The following is a 17,216-nucleotide window of genomic DNA, read 5'->3' as shown; positions in this document are numbered from 1 at the left end:
AATACCGAAACCGGCGGCCGGCTGGCGCGCGAAATCCTGGAAGTCGGCTCAAGCCGTCCGATTCAGGAATCCTGGCTGGCTTTCAGGGGTCGCGAACCGGCGCTGGAGCCGTTGCTGGCTTCTTACGGCATCGCCGCCTGAGCAAACCGACCGCTAATCAACGCAACGGGCGGGCGCCACCCTGTTTTCAGAGGCTGCTCAGCAAACGCGGTTTCGGCCCGAAGCCTTGGCTTCGTAGAGCTGCCCGTCGGCGGCCTTGAGCAGTTCGCTGATGCTGTCCATGCCGGGCTGCCAAGTGGCGACGCCGGCCGAAAGGGTGATGGTGTGCTCTTCATCGCCCAGGCGAAAGGTCTCGCTTTCGATCGATTGGCGAATGGTTTCTGCCAGCTGCCGCGCCTCATCACGGGTGGTATCGGGCAGGATCAGCGCGAATTCTTCGCCGCCGATCCGCGCCAGGGTATCGCTGGCGCGCACCCGCTCGGCGGCAATGGCGGTCAGCTCACGCAAAACACCATCGCCGGCCAGGTGGCCGTGGCGATCATTGATGTCCTTGAAGAAGTCCAGGTCGAGAATGACCAGCGCCAGGCGCGAGCCGGCGTCGCGCTGCGCCCGCGCGAACTCCTTTTCCAGCACGGCCATGGCGTGTCGACGATTGTAGAGCCCGGTCAGCGTGTCGCGAATGGTGCTTTCGTGCAGCTCGGAGTGATAGCCGGCCTCGATATTGCCCTCGTCGACGAACTTGAGCACGGTCTGGCTGATGCGCACCAGATCACCGTCGCGCAGGACGGAGCGCTGGATCTGTTGATCGTTCAACCAGGTATGGTTGGTCGAACCCAGATCTTCGATCCAGTAACGATCGGATTCGAGAAAGATCCGGCAATGCTGGCGGGAAATGCTGCGCTCGGAGATCTGAAAATCCGCATCCACCGCCCGGCCGATGACCAGAGGCGCCTCACCGGGCACGATTCTCGAGCCCAGGCGCGCGCCGCGAATGATGACCAGGCAGGCCTCGTGTCCCTCGTCGCGTCCGCGGGTCGTGCCGACGAAGGCGGTCTCGCCGTCGGTCGCTGGCTGTCGGTCTGCTTCCTTGCTCACAATCTCGCTTCGAACTTCAAGGGGCCACCGGAACGCGAGTGCCCGGGCCAGTCAGCCGGTAGTGTACCCTGCCGTCGCAGAAAGTGACTCAGCGCATCCACTCCAGAGCCACGAAGGCGCTGCGCCCGGCGCCGGGGAAGTAACGGTAGCCTCCGAAAGCGTAGTCGGCGCGCTCGGCGTACCGGCGATCGAACAGATTGCGCAGGCGCAGCGCAAGCTCCCAGCGGCTGTTGAGGGCAACGACGCCAGAAAGATGCGCCAGCGTATGCCCGTTGTAGCGCTTTGAATTGCGCGCATCCAGCCAGTACCTGCCCACATGTTCGGCCGTCAATTGCATTTGGAGTCGGCTGCCGGGCCGCCAGTTCAGGCTGGCGCTGGCCATGCGTTCGGGAGCAGCAGGAATACTGCGGCCGGAAACAATCCGCTCGCCCCCGAGGTCGCGATTGAAACGATACCAGTGGGTGGCATGGCTGCCGCGGGCCGCCAGATCCAGCGTGTCACTCAGTGAAAAGCCCAGCGAGAACTCGATGCCGCGATGCCCCGATTTGCCGTCGCTGACGTTGAAGCCCTCGCCGTCGCGAAAGATGTAGTTGCGCTTGTACTGATAAAAAGCCACGAGCTCCCAGTTCAGCCGGCCACGGCCACTGATACCCAGCTCCACGGCATCGAGTTGCTCGGGCTCGAGATCGGCCACGTCCTGGCCGCGCTGCAGGCGGTACAGTTCGGTGGCCTGGGGCGCGCGAAACCCGCGGGCGATGCGCAGCCAGGCGCGCCCGTTCTGCAACGGTCTGGAAAGCGTGATTTCCGGAGCCAGCTCAAGAAAATCATCGCTGCGATCGGTCGGCCGGTTGTAGAGACAGCCGCCGGAATCGCAGGCCGTACCGTCTTCGGCCCGGTTGCCGGCGGCCATGCGATTGTCGTAGTCGTAGCGAATCCAGTCGGCGTGGGCGCCGGCGCGCAGGCGCCAGCCTTCGGTCAGGTCGAAGCTGCGGGCCAGATAACCGCCCAGGCGCTGGCCATCAACCACATAATCATAGTGCCGGCCTTCCGGGCGGATGGCAGCCACCGGCGGCGCCCCCTCGGTCGGGCCGTCCTGGATCTGGCTCAGATCGCCGCGGAAAATCTCTGCATCGATGCCCCAGTCCCAGCCGGCAGCAGGGGCTGCCCGGTCGTACTGCAGCCCCAGCGAAACCTGGCCATTGCGCTCCAGCGGCTGCCCCGGCAGATAGTGCTGCAGAAAAGTCATGTTCGAGCGACGGGCAAAGCCGCTGAAACGGTGCTCGACACCCTGCTGATCGCGCCACTCGCGCCGGCTGATCAGGCGCACGGCGTTGGCCCGGCGGAACGCCTCCGGGTTGACGTTGCTGCGACGCAGCTCGGGATCGGCATAAGCGCGGTAGCCATGGATATAGCCGGCGGTGTCCTGATCCAGTCGCGCAGCGCTGAGCAGCGTGCGCCACTGGCCTTCCGCTACCGGCACGGCGTGCTGCACGGTGGCGAGCTGATGGTCATAAGCCTCGTCAACGCGGAAGCTGCCGGCGTCGATGGCGGAAAAATCAACGCCGAAGGCGCCCGTGCCGACCTCGGCAGTGAGGGCTCCGCCCAGCCGATGATAGTCATTGCTGCCGGCTTCCAGGCGCAGGCGATTTTCACGATCGGTCAGCGGCGATCGCGGGGTGATGTCGATGACGCCGTGCAGGCCGCCGGAGGCGTGGCCGATACCACCGGGCCCGCGCAGCACGCTGACCGCCTCAGCCTGTGCCAGGTTGACCTCGAAAAGATTGTTGACGTTGCAAAACCCCGGGGGGCGAATGGGAATGCCCGCTTCCAGTATCAGCAGCGCACCACAGCCACCGGCTCCGGAGAGAATCGGCGAGCGAATGGCAGTCAGGTGTTCCTGGCCACTGCCGCGCGTCACCCAGCTGCCCGGCAGGCGTGAAAAAAGCTCGGCAGGATGCGTCGGCTGGAGCAACTCGAGCTCGGACTCGTCAAGCGTTGCCGTCGCCTGCGGCGAGTCCGGGGCAATGTCGCGACCGCGAACCGCGACGCGCGGCAGCTCCTCGGATGCCGAAGACAGGGCAGCGGTCATCAGCAGTGCCAGCATCATGACGGCGCCAGCTCCCGCTGGCGCAGGCGCGCGAGCAGCACGAAGGTGGTAGCCCCGCCGAGCGTGAGCGCGAACGGAAACAACAGCACAAAACGACCCCAGCCGGTACCGCCGGCCTCGAGCAGCTGGTAAACGCTGACGCCCAGCAGGGGGGCAATCAGCCCGCGAATGCCGGTCAGGGTCACGTGAATTCCCATGTAGAGCGTGGACTGATCATCGCTTGCAAAGTCGTTGTGGCCCAGATTCCAGCCCAGCTTGCCGCCGGCAAACGACGCCCCCAGCGACAGCGCGCCGGCCCAGAACAGCTGGTGAACACCGCTGATCGAGGCGATCATGAACAACAGCATGGTAATCACGAACATCCAGGCCTGGCGGGCACGATAGTCGAGCACGTGCATGGCATCAAGACGACGCGCCCAGATGGGCATGAACACCGCCAGGGTGGTCAGCGGCAAGGCGGTGGTGATCAGCACCTGTTCGAAGCGGGCAAAGCCGAACTGCTCGTTGAGCAGCACCACCAGCAAGGCAATGACCATCAGGTTGCCGCTGCCAAAGACGAACATCGTCATCATGTAGCGCCGATACCAGCGGTCAGTGCGCAGAATGTCAAACGCCGCGCGCAGCTGGCCGCCGCTGCGGCCGCGGCGCTGATGCAGCTCTTCGTGCTGAATGCGTCGCCCCTGCCGAACCCGCGTCGTCTGATAGCGCCAGGCAGTCAGCAGGCCGACCAGGCCGGCCGCCGGAAAGACCAGCCGCCAGACCTCCGGCCACCAGGTCATCAGCAAGCCGATGACCGTGGACACGCCGGCAATGGTCAGCGAATAGATGATGGTGATCCGGGCGGTGATCCGCGCGCGCACCTGACGCGGAAAGTTCGCCCGCCATATCGCCGCGCGCAGGGTAATGACGCCGGCCCAGCACAGCCGCGCGGCAATCATGCCGGCAGCAATGGCCACCAGGCCGATCCGATGGGTCGGCACCAGCGCAATCAGCGCTAGAAACACGCTGGTCAAGGCCATCAGCGCGGCCACCCAGGCGGCCTTGTCGCGCCCTTCAGCCAGGCCGGAAATCCACAGGCTGACCATATTGGCAAACGCCGGCGCACCGGCTACCAGCGCCACGGCCAGGTTGACCCAGACCGGCTCGGCCACCGCAGCGAACTGCGTCTTGACCACAATGCCGACCACGCCGCCTTCGAGCGCACCCAGCGCCACCGCCATGGCCGCGTTGGCGCGCACCTCCCGCGGCATCAGGGTACGGGCGACAAAGGGCAGTGTTGATTTGCGGGCAGCAGGCATGCCGGCATTCTAGTGCACCCCGACATGCCGGGAAACCGTGGCGCCGTAACCGCTCGTCGCGGATAGAATGTGCGCATGGAACAAAACGCCAACGCAGCCGCCTGGCTGGAAAAAACGCTTACGACTGACATCCCGCTCGGCGGCGCGATGGCACTGCGCGTATGCCGCCTTGACGAAGCCGGCGTGGAGCTCGCCCTGCCGCTGGATCCGAACATCAACGACAAGGGCACGGCCTTTGGCGGGGCGCTGGCCAGCGCAATGATCCTGGCGGGCTGGTCGCTGCCGCGGCTGATCCTGCGCCGCGCCGGAGTCGATGCCGAGCTCGTCATCGGGCGCTGCGAAATCCGCTTTTCAACCCCGGTCGACACGGCTTTTCGGGCCACCTGCCGCTGGCCGGAAGCGTCGGCCCAGCAGCGCTTTCTGGACCGTCTCGAACAACGAGGTCGCGCCAGCCTGGAGCTCGAGCCCGAACTGCTTGCCGGCGGCAAGGTGGCAGCCAGGCTCGCGGCCAAGTATGCTGCTCTGGTCAGGAGCTGAGTGGGAACCCCGATGCGCAAGCCGTTGATTTTCATTCTGATGGCGTTGACCCTGGCCGCCTGCGCCGGCGGCAGCCAGATGCAGCGCGAGCGCCAGCAGGCCATGGACCTGTGGCGGGAGATGGTGCGCTGGAACGAACATGACGCCCTGGTGGACATGATTCACCCCGACTGGCTGGCCGAACACCCCGTTCGCAGCGTGGACCTCGAACGCCTGCGCCAGTTCCGGGTCACCGAGTACCGCCCCCGCCAGATCAACAGCACGGCCGACGGCACACAGGTGGAACGCATCGCACAGATTCGGATGTATCATGTTCACAGCGCCCGCGAACGCGTCATTCAGCATCGCGAAGTCTGGCGCTGGGACGAAACCCGGGGGCGCTGGCTGCTCCACTCCGGTCTGCCGGATCCAAGCCGGAACTGAGTAACGGGGTACACCGGGACCGGGCCTTCGCCGTCAAGCTGAAAACGGAGGGTCGGACTGATGCGAACCATTGCCATTGTCAACGCCAAGGGCGGCTGCGGCAAATCGACTGTCGCCACCTCGCTGGCCGCCGCCCTGGCCTGGGAAGGCTACGCGGTGGCGCTGGGCGACATGGATCCCCAGCACTCGGCCGGCGACTGGCTCGAGCTGCGCCCTGACGATTATCCCGAGATCATTGCCGCCGAGCCCCACAAGGGCCAGCTGCGCGCGCCCGCCGAAGCCGACACGCTGGTGCTCGATACACCGGCCGCCGTTTCCGGGCAGGAGCTGGGCAACATCGTTCGGCGCTCGCAAACCCTGCTGGTTCCCGTGTTGCCCTCACCGGTGGACATGCGCGCGGCCTGGCGATTCCTCAACCAGCTGCTGCCGCTCAAGCCGGTCAAGGAGAAAAAGGTGCGCGTCGGGCTGGTGGCCAACCGCATCAAGCCCCACACCGTCATCTTTCGCGAACTCACGGGCTTTCTCGATGACTTTCGGGTGCCGGTCGTTGGCCGCCTGCGCGATTCGATGAACTACGTGCGCGCCTTTGAACAGGGGCTGAGCGTCTCCGACCTGCCGCCTTATCTGGCTTGGCAGGATTGGGAGCAATGGGAGGAATTGATGGGCTGGATTCGGAGCAGAAGATCGATTGGAAAGGGGTAAGTGTGAAGTGTGAAGTGTGAAGTGTGAAGTGGGGAGTGTGAAGTGTGAGTACCAAGTGTCAAGTATCAGGGGGTTGGGGGACGGGGTGGTTGTCTATCAGCCTTGCTTTGCCCAGCCAGGCGGCGGCGAACAATCTGCCGGGTTCGCCGGGGGTTGCCGGCGCCAGGTTCCGGGGTGAACGCCATTCCAGGTAGTCCGGGCGAAATCCGGCGCTCTCGAGTGTTTCGATCGCACGCTCTTTGAGCACCGCGAAATCTTCGCCGGCGGCCAGCGCGCGGGCCGTTTCGACCAGCACGCGGTGTAGTGCCGGCGCAGTCGCGCGCTGCCCTGCGTCGAGATAGCCGTTGCGCGAGCTCATTGCCAGGCCGTCAGCCTCGCGCGCAATCGGCGCGCCGACCAGCTCGACGGGCAGCGACAGATCGCGCGCCATTTTCCGCAGAATCAACAGCTGCTGAAAGTCCTTTTTGCCAAAGACCGCGAGGTCGGGCTGAACCTGGCTGAACAGCCGCAACACCACGGTGGCGACACCATCAAAATGCCCGGGCCGCGAGCGCCCGCACAGGCAATCGGACAGGGCTGCCGGCACGCGCAGCATGAACGGATCATCGAGCGGATACATGACCTCGACCGGCGGCGCCCAGACCAGATCGCAGCCAACCGAGGCCAGGCCCTCGAGATCAGCGTCAAGGCTGCGGGGATAGGCCTCGAAATCCTCGCCGGGGCCGAACTGCGTCGGGTTGACGAAGATGGACGCCACCGTCGCCTCGCAGCGCCGGCCGGCCTCCTCGACCAGCCCGAGGTGGCCACGATGCAGATTGCCCATGGTGGGCACGAACCCGACCCGACCGCGCTTCTCACGCAAGCGCGCAACCGCATCGCGCAGCTCCGCCAGTGACTCGATAACCCGCGGCATTACTGCCAGGCGTGTTCCGGGCCGGGAAAGCGGCGCTCGCGCACCGCGGTGACGTAGGCCTCGAGTGCTTTGGACACGCTGCCGCCGTCGCCAAGAAAGTCGTGCACGAACTTTGGCACCTTGCCGCCGGAAACGCCCAGCATGTCGTGCAGCACGAGCACCTGTCCGTCGACTTCACTGCCGGCGCCGATGCCGATCACCGGAATACTCAACGCCGCGGTCACCTCGCGCGCCAGCGATGCCGGGACGCATTCCAGAACCAGCAGGCCGGCGCCGGCCTCGGCCAGCGCCTGAGCGTCGTCTTTCAGGCGCTGCGCCGCGCCTTCTTCGCGGCCCTGCACGCGATAGCCACCGAGCTGATGAACGTGCTGGGGAGTCAGGCCGAGATGAGCGCACACCGGCACGCCGCTGGCCACCATCGAGGCAACGGTGTCGGCATGGGCACGGCCGCCTTCGAGCTTGACCATCTGCGCGCCGGCGCGCATCAGCTCCGCTGCGGCAGCCATGGCGGTGGGCCGGTCGTGATAACTCATGAACGGCAGGTCACTGATCAGCAGCGGACGCTTCAGGCCGCGGCGCACGGCCCGGGTGTGATAGACCATGTCGTCAACCGTGACCGGCAGGGTGGAATCACGCCCCTGGACCACGTTACCCAGCGAGTCGCCAACCAGCACACAGTCCACGCCGGCGGCGTCGAGCAGGCGGGCGAAGCTGGCATCGTAGGCGGTCAGCATGGCAATCGGGCGGCCCTCGCTCTTCATGGTGGCCAGCGACGGCACGCTTACGGGACTGCTGGCGGTACTCATCAACGCGTCTCCATACTTTTCTTCAACGGTTCAAACTTCGAATGCGGTCCGGGTCGAATGCCGGCGCGCTCATTATCTGCCAGTTGGGCCAGCAGTGCATCCACCCGATCCAGGCCGGGCACCATCCGCTTTGGCGCCAGCTCGGCCAGCGGCAGCAGCACAAAGGCCCGCTGATGCAGTCGCGGATGGGGCACGGTCAGCCCCGGCTCATCGATTTTCTCATCGCCGTAGAGCAGCAGATCAAGATCGATCACCCGCGGCCCCCAGCGCCGATCGCTGCGCGCCCGCCCCAGCTCCGACTCGACGGTCAGCAGTTCACGCAGCAGCGCCGCGGCCCCCAGCCGGGTGCGCAGCCCGGCGACCGCGTTGAGAAACTCGGGCTGATCCGTATCGCCCCAGGGCGGAGTGCAATAAAAGCCGGAAACGCAGTGCACGGACACATCGGCCAGCGCATGTACCCGCGCCAGCGCGGCATCGAGCGTGGCCGCCCGGTCACCCAGGTTGGCGCCCAGCCCCACCCAGGCTTCGATCAAGAGGCCGCCTTGCGACGCTTTTTGCGCCGTTGACGCTTGCCGGGCGCTGCACGAGTCATTTCCCGACGTTCATCACCATCGACTTCCTGGAAAGTGGTCCACCAGTCAGCCAGCTCCTGCAGCTCGGGATTCTCGATGGCACGCAGCAGCAGAAAGTCGTAGGCAGCGCGAAACCGGCGCTCGCTCATCAGGCGAAACGCGCGCTTGCCACGCCGCCTCTCGAAGCGCGGCTGCAGGCACCACATCTCCTTGGCCATGCTGGAAAAACGCCGGTGAATGGCCACCCGCTGCGCCTGAGCCGCAAATGCTTCTTCGCCGGACACGGCCAGCGCTTCGACCTGCGGCAGCCCCTCGGCAACCAGCTGCTCGGAACGCGCACTGACCCGCTGCCAAAGAAAGGCCGCGAACAGAAAGGCCGGCGTGACCGGCTTGCCCTCGGCCACGCGCTGGTCGGTATTCTGCAGCGCCTGCTCGACGAGCACCGGAGGCCTGGCGGGATCATCAAACAGATTCGGAAACAACGGCTCCCACAGCCTGAAGCGAACCAGGGCCTGGAAAGTCGGCCAGGCGCGCCCGCCCATGAACAGCTTGATGATTTCATCGAACAGGCGTGCCGGAGGGATGTCGTGAAGCAGTTCGGCCATTTCCGGGATCGGCGCGGCCGTGGCCGGGTCGAGTTCCAGGTCGAGCTTGATCTTGAAGCGTACCGCCCGCAGCAGGCGCACCGGGTCCTCACGATAGCGGGTGACCGGATCGCCGATCAGGCGCAGGCGGCGCTTGAGCAAATCGTCGTAGCCACCCACATAGTCGCGGATGGTGGCCGTGTGCGGGTCATACATCAGGGCGTTGATGGTGAAATCCCGGCGTCGGGCGTCCTCGGCCTCGCTGCCCCACACGTTGTCGCGCACCAGCCGCCCCTGATCGACCTCACGGTGCTGATCGTCACCGCCGTCGCCCTCGCCGCTGCCGCGAAAGGTTGCCACTTCGATGACTTCGCGCCCGAAGCGGATATGAGCCAGCCGGAAGCGCCGGCCAATCAGGCGTGCGTTGCGAAAGAGCTCTGCGACCTGTTCCGGTGTGGCGTCGGTCGCCACATCGAAATCCTTGGGGTGATGGCCAAGAACCAGGTCGCGGATGCTGCCGCCAACGATGTAGGCCAGATAACCGGCCTGCTGCAATCGCTCGACGACCTTGCAGGCATTGACGCTGACGCGCTCAGGGCGAATGCCGTGACGCTTCTGGGGGATGATGCTTGCCGGATCAGACAATGGGTACGTTCCGTTTTCAGTGTGAAGTACAGACGGTCGCTGCGGCCCGTTCTTCTGACGGCGCAGCTGTTAAAATGCAGTTTATCACCTGCCTGCACTCAAGCTCTTCCAAGTCTGGCCGGGGCCGCAGGCAAGCCCGGCAGCCAACCCGGAAAATAACTACATGACCTTCGTTGTTACCGAAAACTGCATCAAGTGCAAATACACCGACTGCGTTGAAGTCTGCCCCGTCGACTGTTTTCACGAAGGCCCCAACTTTCTGGTCATCGACCCCGAGGAGTGCATCGACTGCACTCTGTGCGAGCCCGAGTGCCCGGTGCAGGCGATCTATCCCGAAGACGACCTGCCCGCCGATCAACAGCATTTTCTCGAGCTCAACGAGGAGCTGTCGCAGGAGTGGCCGGTCATTACCGAAATGAAGCCGGCACCCGAAGATGCCGAACAATGGGAAGACGTGCCGGACAAGTTCAAGTATCTGGAGCGCTGAGTCTGGCGCAACCAGCGGCGAGCACCGCGTTCATTCAGCGCTCACGCAGCCAGCGGGCGCTCACCCCAGCTGTTCGCGCAGACGGGCCAGCACGAATTCCGCGCGGTCCATGTCAATGACTTCGCCATCGGCGTCGAGCAGCTCGACCCGCGTGATGACCTTGCCTCTGGATTCTTCCTCGACCACGTGGGCGATGTAATCGCCGCTGTAATCAATCGTGTCGGGGCGACTCCAGAACGTCAGCCGGTCGAAAAAGCCGATCTCGGGGCGAATCGGCTCATGGCTGAAGTGAAACTGATAGCGCCGCTGCCGTTCGTCTATGCGCTGGAGCTGCATGCCGTTTTGATCCAGCAGATCGCGCAGGTTCTGCCACACGCTTTCGGCTTCGCCCTGCACTGCGAGGTAAAGACCGGTGCGGCCAAAACGGATCTGCGAGCGCGACTGCTCGGCAACCGAGCTGGGCTGCACCTCCGGCGGCAGTTCCTGATTGCCCTGGGCGGCCAGCTCCGGCAGCGAATGGCCGGGCACCTCGTAGGTGTTGCGCACCTCGGGCTGGTCCAGGCCCGGAGGCGCCTCGATGGGCTTGACCTCCTCGCTGGCAACGTAGATGGGTTGCTTTTCGCGGCTGGAGCAGGCGGCCAGCGTCAGCAGCGCGGCCGGCATGAGAATGAACAGGGTTCGGGCTCGAGTCATACCCCTTGGAATCCGGTCAGTGATATACGTTCAGTCGCTGCAGTCACGGCCAGAATGCTTTCTCGCCGACCGCGTGCTGACAACGACCGCATGAAACAGCAGCGCAGTTTATGCAACATGCCAGCTCACGTCCAGCAGGCTGGTGGGGTCATTAACCATGCGGCGAGCGCATGAAAGCAACTCGATCCTTGGATGCAACATCATTCAGGTCCTCCAGTCTTGCGTGTTGAACGCCTGGGCGTGTCCATGTTCCGGCTTGCTTGCGGCCCCCCTGGGGCGCAAGTATCCTGACGACAGGCGGATTGTAACCCAGGCCGGCGCGCTGTCGCGGCGTCGACACAGCATAACCTACTGATTAAACGAAACCTTTACATTTCATGAGCCACTCTGACATCAAGCTTTCTTCTCCGCCGCTGGAAGCCACCGGCGGCGCAACCATTCAACTCGACGACTGCCTCGGGCAGCCATTGGTGGTCTACTTCTACCCCCGCGACAACACGCCCGGCTGCACCCGCCAGGGCGAGGCCTTTCGCGATCACTTTCCGGCCTTCGAGCAGGCGGGCTGTCGCATTCTCGGGGTCTCGCGCGACTCCTTGAAAAGTCATCAGCGCTTTGCCGAAAAGCATGATTTTCCGTTTTCGCTGATCGCCGACCCGGACGAGATCCTGTGCCGACAGTTCGATGTGATCAAGGAAAAGAACATGTACGGCAAGAAGGTCATGGGCATCGAGCGCAGCACTTTTCTGTTCGACGCCGACGGCAAGCTGGTGCACGAGTGGCGCAAGGTGCGCGTGCCCGGCCATGTTGAAGAAGTACTCGAAGCCGTTCAGGCACTTGGCTGAGCACGATCTTTTTGCACCTCTGGAGTCATTGTCATGGCGGAGCATCCGCGGCTCTACATTCTCGACACCAACGTGCTGATGCACGACCCCACGGCGTTGTTCCGCTTCGCCGAGCACGATGTCTTCTTGCCCATGATCGTGCTCGAAGAGCTTGATCGAGCCAAGAAGGGCGTGTCCGAGGTGGCTCGCAACGTGCGTCAGGTCAGTCGCTTCATCGGGCAGATGATGGAAGACGAAGAGTCGCTGGATGCCGGTGTGCCCATCAGCGAGCCCGATGGCTTGCGCCTGGAGGCCGGAAACGGTCGCCTGTATTTTCAGACCGAGCCACTGGGCGGCAGCGACGAGCTGGTCGGCGACCGCGCGCTGGCCGACAACGAAATCCTGCTGGCCGCGCTCGGCCTCGAAAAGCGCCATGAGCACCGGCAGGTGATTCTGGTCTCCAAGGACATCAACCTGCGCATCAAGGCGGCCATCCACGGCATCACCGCAGAGGACTATCACAGCGATCGGGCGCTCGACGACCTCAGCCTGCTCTACTCGGGCATCCGCGAGCGCGACAACCGCTTCTGGACCGAGCGCGATACGCGCGACTCCTGGACCGAACACGGGCGAACCTTCTATCGCATTGGCCGCGAAGCCGACGATGCATGGCACCCCAACCAATGCCTGCGCATCGACGACGACAACGGTCTGGAAATCATCGTTCGTCAGGTCGGAGCCGACAGCGTGGTATTCGAGGTGGCACCCGACTACTGCCGCTCTCAGCACGGCGTGTGGGGTATCCATGCGCGCAATCCGGAGCAGAATTTCGCCCTCAACCTGCTGATGGATCCCGAGATCGACTTCGTGACCCTGCTGGGTACGGCCGGCACCGGCAAGACGCTGCTGGCGCTCGCCGCCGGCCTGTCGCAGACGCTCGACGACAAGATTTATCGTGAGATCATCATGACCCGTGCAACCGTGTCGGTCGGCGACGAGATCGGCTATCTGCCCGGCACCGAGGAGGAAAAGATGACGCCCTGGATGGGCGCATTGACCGACAATCTGGAAGTGCTGACCGAAAGCGACACCACAACCAACGACTGGGGCCGGGCGGTAACCAACGAGCTGGTGGCCTCACGCGTGAAGATCCGCGCGCTGAGCTTCATGCGCGGGCGCACTTTTCTCAACCGCTACCTGATCATCGACGAGGCGCAGAACCTCACGCCCAAGCAGATGAAAACGCTGATCACGCGCGCCGGCCCGGGCACCAAGATCGTGTGTCTGGGCAACGTCGAGCAGATCGACACGCCCTACCTGACCGAAACCACCTCGGGGCTGACGTATGCCGTCGATCGCTTCAAGGACTGGCAGCACGCCGGCCACATCACGCTCAAGCGCGGTGAACGCTCGCGGCTGGCCGATTTTGCGTCCGAACACCTCTGAGCCCGGCAGCCCGAACGGGGCGCCCTCGCCCATCCATACCAGTCAAAGACCGGAAGCGAATCCGTAGCGCAGATCTGCAGTCGCGTTGCCGTCGCTGTCGTAGCTTCTCTCGGCCGCAAAGGAATGCTTCCCCAGGGCGAGCACGGAGGTGCAGCGCGTCCCGTAGCGCTCGCCGACAATGAATGGCGGCGACAGAAAACGCTCCAGCTCGGGGCCGACGCCGGTGTCGGGCAGCTCCGAATCCGACGCCGTCTCGCGATCATCCATCAGCGCGAACAGCCGTTCGACATCGAACGATGCGGCCGTTTCCAGGCCGCGCATGGCCGTGATCACGCGACGGGACTTGGGCCAGTCGGCATCCAGCAGGCCGTTGGCCAGGGCATGCACGCCCGGCCTGACGGCCTCGACCGGACCATGGGAAGAGGCGTACCAAAGGGATTTCTCATCGCCGACCAGCAGGTTGAACGGCCCGTAGTCCTCTCGCCGCGCGTGGATCTGACGTGCATAAGCCTCGGGCGCAGCGCCGCTTTCGATGAAGCGCAAAGGCAGCTCGCCGCGCGAGCGCGAGCCGGGCGGCGCATCCGGATCGCGAAAATTGGTCACCGCCGCCCAGCGCCCGCGGCGGCCAACGGCCAGCCAGGTGCCGCCGGCCTGCTCGTCGCGCCCGGCCAGCGGCCCCTGCGGCCAGCGCCACCAGGCCAGCGGCCTTGCCGGGCGCTGGTGCATTTCGTCGCGATTGGCCGCCAGCAGCAAATGGCGCGGCTGATCGGGCTGAAAGCTGAAAGCGATCAGGCACATATCGATTCATTCCGGACGTCTGCCATGGCTGCAGTATGCCGCAAAGTGCCGGAGTGCTGCGGCAGTGCCCGCCAGGACGACCCCGGTCCCGGGCCCAGTCCCGGAGCGGTCAGAAAACCCCGAGCTCCAGGCCGGCGGCCATGGCCAGGCCAAGTTCGCGACCCTGGTCCACGAATTCGTCGCGCCAGTCGCCGCGGCAGATCACCATCTCCTGCGCCGGCTTCCAGTCGAGCCCGCCACAGATGCTCTCGATGGCCCGGCGCGTGGCGGTGCCGTCCTTGCCGGCGCGGATCAGCGCGGCATACGGCATGGCGTCGGTATGGCCCAGCAGCGAATAGAAGCTGCGGTCGAAGAAATCCTTGAGCGCGCCGGCCATGTAGCCGAGATTTTCCGGGGTGATGAACACGACCGCGTCGGCGACGAGCACGTCATCCGCGTCGGCCTCCAGCGGCCGCACATGCCGGGTCTGCACCCCGTCGACGGCGCTGTCTTCAGCGCCGTCGACAACCGCTTGGGTCAGCCTGCGGATATTGGGCGAAGGATCATGCCCGATGACGACCAGGCGCTTCACCTCAGGTGGCCGCCGCGGCCGGCTGCGCAGCCTGCGAGGCAAACGTCAGATCGTCTTCCCCGGCGTCGACGCGCACGGTGTCGCCGGGCATGAACTCGCCGGCCAGGATTTTCTGGGCAAGCGGGTTCTCGAGCCGGCTCTGGATGGCGCGCTTGAGCGGGCGAGCGCCGTAGACCGGGTCGAAGCCGGCGCGGCCGATCAGATCCAGCGCAGCGTCGGTGATTTCGAAACCGATATCGCGCTCGGCCAGGCGCTGGCGCAGATAGTCGACCTGAATGGCGGCAATGTCGTGGATCTGGGCCTGATCGAGCGGGTGGAAGACGACCAGCTCGTCGACGCGGTTGATGAACTCCGGGCGAAAATGCTGGCCGACGACTTCCATCACCGCCGCTTTCATCGCCTCGTAGCCCTGACCGTGCAGCTCCTGGATACGGTCGGAGCCCAGGTTGGAGGTCATGACGATCACGGTGTTGCTGAAATCCACCGTGCGCCCCTGCCCGTCGGTCAGGCGCCCGTCATCGAGCACCTGCAGCAGGATATTGAACACTTCCGGGTGGGCCTTTTCGACCTCGTCGAGCAAGATTACAGAGTACGGCCGACGGCGGACGGTTTCGGTCAGATAGCCGCCCTCCTCGTAGCCGACGTAACCCGGCGGGGCGCCGATCAGGCGGGCGACGGCGTGCTTTTCCATGAACTCCGACATGTCGATGCGCACCATGGCGTCTTCGGTGTCGAACAGGAAACTCGCCAGCGATTTGCACAGCTCGGTCTTGCCCACGCCGGTCGGGCCCAGAAACAGGAAGGAGCCATTGGGCCGGTTGGGGTCGGCCAGTCCGGCCCTGGAGCGGCGGATGGCGTCGGCCACGGCGGTGACGGCCTCGTCCTGGCCGATGACGCGTTCGTGGAGCGCCTCTTCCATCTTCAACAGCTTGTCGCGCTCGGCCTCGAGCATCTTCGACACCGGAATGCCGGTCCAGCGGCTGACGACCTCGGCGATTTCCTCGTCGGTGACCTTGTTGCGCAGCAGGGTGAACTCGTCACTGTCATCGCTGGTTTCGGCCTGCCGGAGCTGCTGTTCGAGCTCGGGAATGCGCCCGTGTTGCAGCTCGGCCATGCGCGAGAGATCCTGCGCCCGGCGCGCGTTGTCGAGCTCGGCGCGGGCGCGCTCGAGCTCTTCCTTGAGGTGGGTGACATCCTGAACCGATCCCTTCTCGGTCTTCCAGACCTCTTCGAGATCGGCGTACTCGCGCTCGAGTTCGTCGATCTGTTCCTCAAGATCGGCCAGGCGCTTGCGCGAGGCCTCGTCGGTTTCCTTCTTGAGCGCCTCGCGCTGGATCTTGAGCTGGATCAGCCGGCGCTCGAGCCGGTCGAGGGCCTCGGGCTTGGAGTCGATTTCCATGCGGATGCGGCTGGCGGCCTCGTCCATCAGGTCGATGGCCTTGTCGGGCAGCTTGCGATCGGTAATGTAGCGCTGCGACAGGGTCGCGGCGGCCACCAGCGCCGGGTCGGTGATGTCGACGCCGTGGTGAACCTCATAGCGCTCGACCAGGCCGCGCAGGATGGCAATGCTGTCCTCGACCGTCGGTTCCTCGACCAGAACCCGCTGGAAGCGGCGCTCGAGCGCGGCGTCCTTCTCGATGTTTTCGCGGTACTCGTTGAGCGTGGTCGCACCCACGCAGTGCAGCTCGCCGCGCGCCAGCGCCGGCTTGAGCATGTTGCCGGCATCCATCGAGCCTTCGGCCTTGCCGGCGCCGACCACGGTATGGATCTCGTCGATGAACAGAATGATCTTGCCTTCTTCGCGCTTGAGCTCGTTGAGCACGGCCTTGAGCCGCTCCTCGAACTCGCCACGGTACTTGGCCCCGGCGATCAGCGCGCCCAGATCGAGCGAGAGCACGCGCTTGTTCTTGAGCCCTTCGGGCACTTCGCCGTTGACGATACGCTGGGCCAGGCCCTCGACAATGGCGGTCTTTCCCACGCCCGGTTCGCCGATGAGCACGGGGTTGTTCTTGGTGCGGCGCTGCAGCACCTGCACGGTGCGGCGAATTTCCTCGTCGCGGCCGATCACGGGGTCAAGGCGCGACTGCTCGGCCTTCTCGGTCAGGTCGATGGTGTATTTCTGCAGGGCCTCGCGGGTGTCTTCGGCGTTGGGGTCGTCGACCTTCTCACCGCCCCGGACCGACTCGATCGCGTCCTCGATGGCCTGGCGGGTCACCCCGGCCTGATGGAGCAGCTCGGTCAGGCCCACCCGGGCCTCGAGCACGGCCAGCACGAACAGCTCAGAGGCAATATAGGCGTCACCGCGCTTGCTTGCGATCTTGTCGGTGAGGTTGAGCACGCGACCGAGGTCGTTGGACAGGTTGATCTGGCCGGCCTGACCGGTCACGGTGGGAAAACCTTCGACTTTCTTGCCCAGAGTCGAGCGCAGTTGATCGACCTGCGCACCCGAGCGCGACAGCAGGCCGCGAATGCCGCCGCCTTCCTGATCGAGCAGCGCCAGCATCAGGTGCTCGGGCTCAAGCACGGCATGATCCAGCCCCAGTGCCAGGGACTGCGCCTCGCCCAGCGCCTGCTGGAACCGGGCAGTCAGTTTATCCATTCGCATAACGGCTTGACTTCCTTGTGAATCCTTGGCTTATCCACAGAATTGGGTTCGGTCGCAGTGGAATCAAGTGGCAACGGTCGTGATATCCCTTTAGACTTGGCCGCGACTCTGTG

17 protein-coding genes are annotated in these 17,216 nt (G+C 64.8%); 6 read left to right on the top strand and 11 right to left on the bottom strand.

The features are described 5' to 3' along the window. Positions 1–198: 198 nt before the first annotated feature. The 3 genes from ACEWQZ_RS02755 to ACEWQZ_RS02745 form a co-directional block, all read right to left on the bottom strand. Positions 199–1,095: a diguanylate cyclase gene (locus ACEWQZ_RS02755; protein ID WP_476481545.1), complete on the bottom strand. Its 897-nt coding sequence runs from the start codon at positions 1,093–1,095 to the stop codon at positions 199–201. An 88-nt stretch (positions 1,096–1,183) separates the two neighbouring features. Beyond that, positions 1,184–3,202, bottom strand: a complete 2,019-nt coding sequence (locus ACEWQZ_RS02750; RefSeq protein WP_476481544.1) for a TonB-dependent receptor — start codon at positions 3,200–3,202, stop codon at positions 1,184–1,186. Further along, on the bottom strand, positions 3,199–4,500 hold the full coding sequence (locus ACEWQZ_RS02745) for an MFS transporter (RefSeq protein ID WP_476481543.1): 1,302 nt from the start codon (positions 4,498–4,500) through the stop codon (positions 3,199–3,201). Before ACEWQZ_RS02745 ends, ACEWQZ_RS02750 begins: the two co-directional genes overlap by 4 nt. A gap of 75 nt (positions 4,501–4,575) precedes the next feature. Between ACEWQZ_RS02745 and ACEWQZ_RS02740 the strand changes: the two genes are divergently transcribed. From ACEWQZ_RS02740 to ACEWQZ_RS02730, 3 genes are read left to right on the top strand one after another with little or no spacing between them, the layout of a single operon-like run. After that, positions 4,576–5,037, top strand: coding sequence for a YiiD C-terminal domain-containing protein (locus ACEWQZ_RS02740; RefSeq protein ID WP_476481542.1), 462 nt, complete (start codon positions 4,576–4,578; stop codon positions 5,035–5,037). A gap of 12 nt (positions 5,038–5,049) precedes the next feature. After that, positions 5,050–5,460 carry a hypothetical protein gene (locus ACEWQZ_RS02735; protein WP_476481541.1) on the top strand — a complete coding sequence of 137 codons (411 nt, stop codon included), beginning with the start codon at positions 5,050–5,052 and terminating at the stop codon, positions 5,458–5,460. A 60-nt stretch (positions 5,461–5,520) separates the two neighbouring features. Next, positions 5,521–6,162 carry a nucleotide-binding protein gene (locus ACEWQZ_RS02730; RefSeq protein ID WP_476481540.1) on the top strand — a complete coding sequence of 214 codons (642 nt, stop codon included), beginning with the start codon at positions 5,521–5,523 and terminating at the stop codon, positions 6,160–6,162. A gap of 58 nt (positions 6,163–6,220) precedes the next feature. Here the strand turns inward: ACEWQZ_RS02730 and panC are convergent, their stop codons facing one another. The 4 genes from panC to pcnB are packed head-to-tail and all read right to left on the bottom strand — an operon-like array spanning position 6,221 to position 9,682. After that, on the bottom strand, positions 6,221–7,075 hold the full coding sequence (panC, locus tag ACEWQZ_RS02725; protein ID WP_476481539.1) for a pantoate--beta-alanine ligase: 855 nt from the start codon (positions 7,073–7,075) through the stop codon (positions 6,221–6,223). After that, entirely contained in the window at positions 7,075–7,881 is an 807-nt protein-coding gene (panB, locus tag ACEWQZ_RS02720) for a 3-methyl-2-oxobutanoate hydroxymethyltransferase (protein WP_476481538.1), read from the bottom strand. The genes panC and panB overlap by 1 nt, the downstream gene beginning before the upstream one ends. Next, the gene (gene folK, locus ACEWQZ_RS02715; RefSeq protein ID WP_476481537.1) at positions 7,881–8,414 is read right to left on the bottom strand and encodes a 2-amino-4-hydroxy-6-hydroxymethyldihydropteridine diphosphokinase; all 534 of its coding nucleotides are present in this window, start codon (positions 8,412–8,414) and stop codon (positions 7,881–7,883) included. The genes panB and folK overlap by 1 nt, the downstream gene beginning before the upstream one ends. Then, entirely contained in the window at positions 8,411–9,682 is a 1,272-nt protein-coding gene (pcnB, locus tag ACEWQZ_RS02710; RefSeq protein WP_476481536.1) for a polynucleotide adenylyltransferase PcnB, read from the bottom strand. The genes folK and pcnB overlap by 4 nt, the downstream gene beginning before the upstream one ends. Positions 9,683–9,845: 163 nt before the next feature. On the opposite strand from pcnB, the gene fdxA reads away from it, so the two are divergent. After that, positions 9,846–10,169, top strand: a complete 324-nt coding sequence (gene fdxA / locus ACEWQZ_RS02705) for a ferredoxin FdxA (RefSeq protein WP_476481535.1) — start codon at positions 9,846–9,848, stop codon at positions 10,167–10,169. Positions 10,170–10,229: 60 nt separating this feature from the next. Here the strand turns inward: fdxA and bamC are convergent, their stop codons facing one another. Next, positions 10,230–10,862, bottom strand: a complete 633-nt coding sequence (gene bamC, locus ACEWQZ_RS02700; protein WP_476481534.1) for an outer membrane protein assembly factor BamC — start codon at positions 10,860–10,862, stop codon at positions 10,230–10,232. A 377-nt stretch (positions 10,863–11,239) separates the two neighbouring features. Here bamC and ACEWQZ_RS02695 point away from each other — a divergent pair, with 377 nt between their 5' ends. Next, positions 11,240–11,704, top strand: a complete 465-nt coding sequence (locus ACEWQZ_RS02695; RefSeq protein ID WP_476481533.1) for a peroxiredoxin — start codon at positions 11,240–11,242, stop codon at positions 11,702–11,704. Positions 11,705–11,737: 33 nt separating this feature from the next. Then, positions 11,738–13,129 (top strand): PhoH family protein, encoded by a 1,392-nt coding sequence (locus tag ACEWQZ_RS02690; RefSeq protein WP_476481532.1) that lies wholly within the window; start codon positions 11,738–11,740, stop codon positions 13,127–13,129. 42 nt (positions 13,130–13,171) lie between these two features. Here ACEWQZ_RS02690 and ACEWQZ_RS02685 read toward each other — a convergent pair whose 3' ends face one another. The 3 genes from ACEWQZ_RS02685 to clpB all read right to left on the bottom strand — a co-directional run bounded on the left by ACEWQZ_RS02685 (position 13,172) and on the right by clpB (position 17,097). Continuing rightward, on the bottom strand, positions 13,172–13,927 hold the full coding sequence (locus ACEWQZ_RS02685) for an NRDE family protein (protein WP_476481531.1): 756 nt from the start codon (positions 13,925–13,927) through the stop codon (positions 13,172–13,174). Between the two features lie 109 nt (positions 13,928–14,036). Next, complete coding sequence (locus ACEWQZ_RS02680) at positions 14,037–14,498, bottom strand: flavodoxin family protein (RefSeq protein WP_476481530.1); 462 nt, start codon at positions 14,496–14,498, stop codon at positions 14,037–14,039. Position 14,499: 1 nt separating this feature from the next. Beyond that, the gene (gene clpB, locus ACEWQZ_RS02675; protein WP_476481529.1) at positions 14,500–17,097 is read right to left on the bottom strand and encodes an ATP-dependent chaperone ClpB; all 2,598 of its coding nucleotides are present in this window, start codon (positions 17,095–17,097) and stop codon (positions 14,500–14,502) included. Positions 17,098–17,216 lie beyond the last annotated feature (119 nt).

This window comes from Wenzhouxiangella sp. YN1, assembly GCF_056324145.1.
The sequence above is the reverse complement of the archived record's forward strand: the minus strand, read 5'-3'. Positions and strand labels throughout refer to the sequence as shown.